The sequence below is a fragment of the Coxiella-like endosymbiont genome (assembly GCF_002871095.1).
GTDB lineage: Bacteria > Pseudomonadota > Gammaproteobacteria > Coxiellales > Coxiellaceae > Coxiella.
The window spans coordinates 1-5,540 of record NZ_NSHJ01000137.1; the positions used below are offsets into that span (position 1 = coordinate 1).

The following is a 5,540-nucleotide window of genomic DNA, read 5'->3' on the forward strand; positions in this document are numbered from 1 at the left end:
TATTTATAAAGCTTCTTTAAAAAACCATATGAAATAGTAAAAGTTTTCACTAGTTTATCTAAAACCCTAACACTGATATTGTGTGTAACCAGTTTTATTCTTCATAAAACCTTACTTTTTAAAAAAAAATTACTTACTTCCATATGATCTTACACTATTTTCATTACCTTTTTAATTGTAAGTGTAAATCCGTACTACCATAGAATTCTTTACCACAAAATTCTTTATAAAAAACTAATTTTTAAACCACCTTTTTTGAAAATTTATATACAAGGTTGGTAGTTTTTAAATACAATTTCTTTGAAAAGTACTTCGATCTCTTTATAAAAAATTTTTAAAAAAGGTTATTCTCTGTAATAGCAAATTAAGATTTAATATTCACAAGCATATTATTTTATGTCAAAATGACAATAATAAATTTAAAACAAAGATGTCCGTATCTTTTCTCTCAACTATTTTCTGTAAGATAATAATTTTCCCGAATTTCAATTTTAAGGGTGCCCATTTTTATTTATATCAATAGTTACTATAGTTACTTTATAGTTACTTTACTTTATCTTTATAGTTACTTTATTTAGTATAGTAGCTTACATTTCTAATAGAAGATGAGTAGCTAAATGTGCTCTAGCAAAATCTATAATTTACTTACATCACAATCAATATTCAGTAAACTTTTTTTGCTATTGAGGGTTGATAGCAATATTGATCAATTACCATGCAACACGAGGTGTTGTAATAACTTTCCAATGAAAATAATTAGTTAACGATCATATTCTAAAATTTACCCAACATACCGCTCTCTTAAAAAATTACAAAAAATTTTTTCAGATCAAAAATACAGAATACTCATTTAATACAGAATACTCATTTTTGCAATCTCAACGAGATCCGTAATATATTTATCCGTAAAAGCAGTGATTTTTATTCTCTCATCAACTTTATGGCTGTTTTTAAGTCGTTCCATGTTTGAACTTTTAACGCTGTATTTCGTAATAAATCTACTGGAGCATGGCTTCTAATTATTTGTAATTGCTGCGTAGAATGAATTAAATATGGGACCCGAGAACCTAATAAAATGATACATTCCAATAATTTACTGGACTCCCACCACTCCCAAGGAGCTGTTTGAAGACCACCTTTAACTTGCTTTTTCGTAGCTTGTGCAATTTTTTTTACTAATTGAGCCTCTGCCTCATTTAGCAATACGGCATCAGCCAGTAAAACACCGGCTTGACGATTTTGAGAGTCCAATAAATCATACCTATAGTATTTAAATGAAACTAACGTTCGAAGACGCCAGACATCAATACCCATCAATTGTAAATAATGTCTCACGATTTAACTTTACTTATCTACATTATAACATTAATATATATTTTATTTATAAAATAATAATTAATAATATTAATGTGTTTGTTTTAGTCTCTTTAATAAAATTCAAGTTTCCTAACTTTAGGAAGTTTAACAAAATTTTTAAAGAAACACAAGGTAAAAACATAAGGTACGAAGATTCTGATCTTAAGGGCTTTGTTTATCAAAGCCATTTCTTTATGCTAAGATAGCTTCCACATCATGATAAAGAACATCATTAAAGTTGTTTTACCTATTTCTCTAATTGCCATGCTGCTTATCAGCGGTTATTTTTACTGGCGCCATGAAAAGCGTTATCCCAGCACGGACGATGCCTACATTCAAGCAAATATAATTAATATCGCTCCTCAAATTAGTGGTACTATTAGTAAGGTATACGTTCATAACCACCAGCACGTCCAGAAAAATCAATTTCTCTTTGATATTGATCCAGCTCCATTCACTATTGAGCTCCTCAAAGCCAGCGCACAACTCGATGAAACTAAACAAAAAATTCAAGCTGCTAATATGGCTGTACAATCAGCCAAGGCAGTAGTAGCAGAAAAAAAAGCGGAACTTATTCATGCTTATCTTGTTACCCATCGCATGTTGGCTTTAATGAAAAAACAATTTGTTTCTCGTGCAGAGGGCGATCTTGCTATTAAAAATTTAGATGTAGCTAAGGCCGCATTAACTGCAGCTAAAAAGCAGCTGCAAGAATTAATTGTAAAACGAGGACAAATTAATGATAGAAATGCTCAATTGCGATTAGCTAAGGCAGCCATAAAAAAATCGCGCCTCGATTTAGAATATACCCATGTTGTTGCTCCAGCTGATGGCTTCATAGCTAATTTTAGCTTACGACGTGGTGATAATGTTAACTCTTATCAAGTTTTATTTGCCTTAATCGAAGATAAAGTTTGGTGGGCTACGGCTAATTTTAAAGAAACGCAACTTGAAAATATTCGATCCGGTCAATCAGCTACCATTAAAATTGATATGTATCCAGATCAAGTTTTTCTAGGGCACGTTGTGAGCATTAGCGAAGATAGCGGAACAAGTTTTTCCTTACTGCCCCCGGAAAATACTAGTGGCAATTGGGTTAAGGTAACTCAACGGTTTCCTGTAAAAATTCTTATTACCGATCAAAAACCAAATTATCCGCTCCGCTTAGGAGCAAGCAGCACTGTTACTATTGACACAACTACTGTTCACTAATTATGAAAACTAGTAGTGTACTGCTCAATAATGATCATCTTTATTCCAAAAGATGGCTCGTTATTACAACTATTATGATGGTTGCTATCTTAGAAGTGCTGGATTCTACCATCGTTAATGTCGCTTTACCCCATATAATGTCTTCACTCGGAACTAATCAAAATCAAATTACATGGGTATTGACTTCCTATGTCGTCTCTTCAGCCATTATGTTGCCTCTGACTGGATTTTTTAGTAGTCGTATTGGTCAAAAACAATTACTTTTAACGAATATTACTGGTTTTATGGTATCGTCCGTTTTGTGTGGAATTGCACAATCTTTAACAGAAATCGTCATTTTCCGAGTTTTCCAAGGACTTTTTGGGGCTTCCCTTATTCCCTTATCTCAATCTATTTTACGAGCAACTTTTCCCCTTGAAGAACAAAGTAAAGCGATGGCTATTTGGGGAATCGGAATTATGGCTGCACCAGTATGCGGACCTACTTTAGGTGGTTTTATTACAGAACATATGAGTTGGCGGTGGATTTTCTATATTAATCTTCCAGTATGTTTATTAGGGTTAGTATTGACGCTAATCATAATTCCCAAAACAGAACAACGTCGTTATCAAGAAATCGATTGGGTGGGGCTAATTTTAATGGTCATTGGCATTGGCGCTTTACAAATTTTTCTTGATAAAGGTAATGAAAATGACTGGCTAAATTCTAATTTCATTTTAATACTTTTGACAATGGCAATCTTTTGTACGATATATTTTATCATTCGATGTTTAATTCATTCTGATCCAGTCGTTAAATTAAGAATTTTTAAAGATCGTAACTTTAGAATTTCCTGTTTGGTACTTGCTTTATTTTCTGGCTCATTATTTAGCTTAATTACTTTAGAACCTATTTTATTAGAACGTTTATTGAATTATCCAGCTCTAACTACGGGATGGACTATGGCACCCTTAGGAATTGCTAGCTCGGTTTCTATAATATTTGTACCACAATTAATGAAACATATTAACATTAAAATTATTTTAATTACTGGTATGGGATTTTGCATTTACGGTGCTTTTCGATTTACACATATCAATCTAAACTCATCAATTCAAGAATTTTTATTGAATAATGCTTTCTTGGGTTTTGGTATGGGATTTTTAATGGTCCCACTTACTACTTATTCTTTGGCTACTTTAGCTAAAAAAGACATTACGGAAGGTGCTGGTTTATATAGCTATTCACGGATGCTCGGAACATCAATAGGAATTTCTCTTTTAAGCACACTTATCAGCCGTACCACACAAATTAATTGGAATGCTTTATCTAGTCACATCACTATTTACAATTCTAATCTTCATCAATGGGTTACCTCCCAACAATTAATTTTTTTGTATCCTGTAGAAGTTAATCGACTTGCTTATATTACACAACAACAAGCAAGTATGCTAAGCTTTTTAGATGGATTTAGAGTTATTGGTATCATCTTTATCTTACTGATACCATTACTACTTACTTTGAAGACTATTGAATTACGTAGTGATAGTAGGGTTGTTTCACAATAGAAAGGTGAAAAAATGAAATGTAATTTCTGCAAAATTACTAAATCTGAACTTGGAGAATTAATTTATAAAGACGATCAGGTAGTAGCTTTTAATGATATTACACCTCAAGCTCCTACTCATATTCTTATTATTCCACGTCGTCATATTTCTACAATTAATGATACATCCCAAGCAGATGAACAACTTTTAGGACATCTGATAACCACGGCGACTCAACTTGCTCGGAATAATAACATAGCCAATGCAGGATATCGTCTCGTGCTTAATTGTAATAAAATTGGAGGACAAGCTGTATACCATATTCATCTTCATCTACTCGGGGGACGCCAAATGAATTGGCCGCCAGGCTAATTCTATGATCAAAGTATAGTAAAGTTTCAGGGCACCCTAAAACTCTACAAGATAATCGAAAATCTAGAAAATGACCAATACTATAAAAAAACATATTGAAGCTATTTTAACTAACCTAGGGGAAGATATTCACCGTGAAGGCTTAAAAGAAACTCCTCGCCGTTTTCAGAAAGCCTTAGAATATCTTACCTCGGGCTACCAAGACAAATTGCATGAGATTATTAACAACGCTATTTTTCAATCAGATATGGATGAGATAGTTATTGTTAAAAATATTGAGCTTTATTCGCTATGTGAACATCACCTACTACCTTTTATTGGAAAATGCCACGTAGCTTATTTGCCTAATGGTAAGATCATTGGTCTTTCAAAAATTGCACGTATTGTAGATATATATGCTAAACGCTTACAAGTCCAAGAAAATCTCACTAAGCAAATTGCAGAATCTATCGATAAAGTCACGGATGCCAAGGGAGTTGCTGTCATTATTGAAGCAAAACATCTTTGTATGATGATGAGAGGAGTAGAAAAACAAAATTCTGAGATGACCACCTCTATGATGCTTGGTATTTTTCGTAAAGATGAGCGTACTCGAGCTGAGTTCTTGAGTTTGATTAGGAATTAGCTGTTGGGGATGGTATTATACTATTTACTATTCTTCAAAGCCGAGGTGGCGAAATTGGCAGACGCGTCAGACTCAAAATCTGGTAGTGGCAACACTGTGAGGGTTCAAGTCCCTCCCTCGGTAGTTACATCAAAGCGTTACAACATTTTCTAGTTAACCATTTTAGACACTATAGTTTTTAAGTAACCTCTGTAGGAATGAACCTGTTTTATTCTTACCACAAAGAGTAGTAAGAACTAAATTAAATATAATTTGGTATTAAAAAATAGGCTATTAAAATAGCCTGAATACTTACTGATTTAAATTATTTAAGATTTTGTTCATAGCAACTTGCTATATTATTATGTAACTATTTAAAATCAATCCTTATATTACATCTTAATTGATATCGTTAAGATAATGTTAATATGTCATTTTCTTCAAAATTTATTATATAATAAATGAAATAC

At 32.6% G+C, this 5,540-nt stretch carries 5 protein-coding genes and 1 tRNA gene; 5 read left to right on the forward strand and 1 reads right to left on the reverse strand.

Features of this window, described 5'->3' with window-relative positions; translation table 11 throughout:
- Window positions 1-921: 921 nt before the first annotated feature.
- The gene (locus tag CLERM_RS03130; RefSeq protein WP_241538089.1) at window positions 922-1,335 is read right to left on the reverse strand and encodes a hypothetical protein; all 414 of its coding nucleotides are present in this window, start codon (window positions 1,333-1,335) and stop codon (window positions 922-924) included.
- 237 nt (window positions 1,336-1,572) lie between these two features.
- Between CLERM_RS03130 and CLERM_RS03135 the strand changes: the two genes are divergently transcribed.
- From CLERM_RS03135 to CLERM_RS03155, 5 genes are all read left to right on the forward strand, one after another.
- Window positions 1,573-2,568 (forward strand): HlyD family secretion protein, encoded by a 996-nt coding sequence (locus tag CLERM_RS03135; protein WP_102157138.1) that lies wholly within the window; start codon window positions 1,573-1,575, stop codon window positions 2,566-2,568.
- Between the two features lie 2 nt (window positions 2,569-2,570).
- Window positions 2,571-4,115 carry a DHA2 family efflux MFS transporter permease subunit gene (locus CLERM_RS03140; RefSeq protein WP_102157139.1) on the forward strand — a complete coding sequence of 515 codons (1,545 nt, stop codon included), beginning with the start codon at window positions 2,571-2,573 and terminating at the stop codon, window positions 4,113-4,115.
- A 12-nt stretch (window positions 4,116-4,127) separates the two neighbouring features.
- Window positions 4,128-4,466 carry a histidine triad nucleotide-binding protein gene (locus CLERM_RS03145; protein WP_102157140.1) on the forward strand — a complete coding sequence of 113 codons (339 nt, stop codon included), beginning with the start codon at window positions 4,128-4,130 and terminating at the stop codon, window positions 4,464-4,466.
- Between the two features lie 70 nt (window positions 4,467-4,536).
- Complete coding sequence (gene folE / locus CLERM_RS03150; RefSeq protein WP_102157141.1) at window positions 4,537-5,091, forward strand: GTP cyclohydrolase I FolE; 555 nt, start codon at window positions 4,537-4,539, stop codon at window positions 5,089-5,091.
- A gap of 39 nt (window positions 5,092-5,130) precedes the next feature.
- Window positions 5,131-5,214: transfer RNA gene (locus CLERM_RS03155), tRNA-Leu, on the forward strand.
- Window positions 5,215-5,540: the final 326 nt, after the last annotated feature.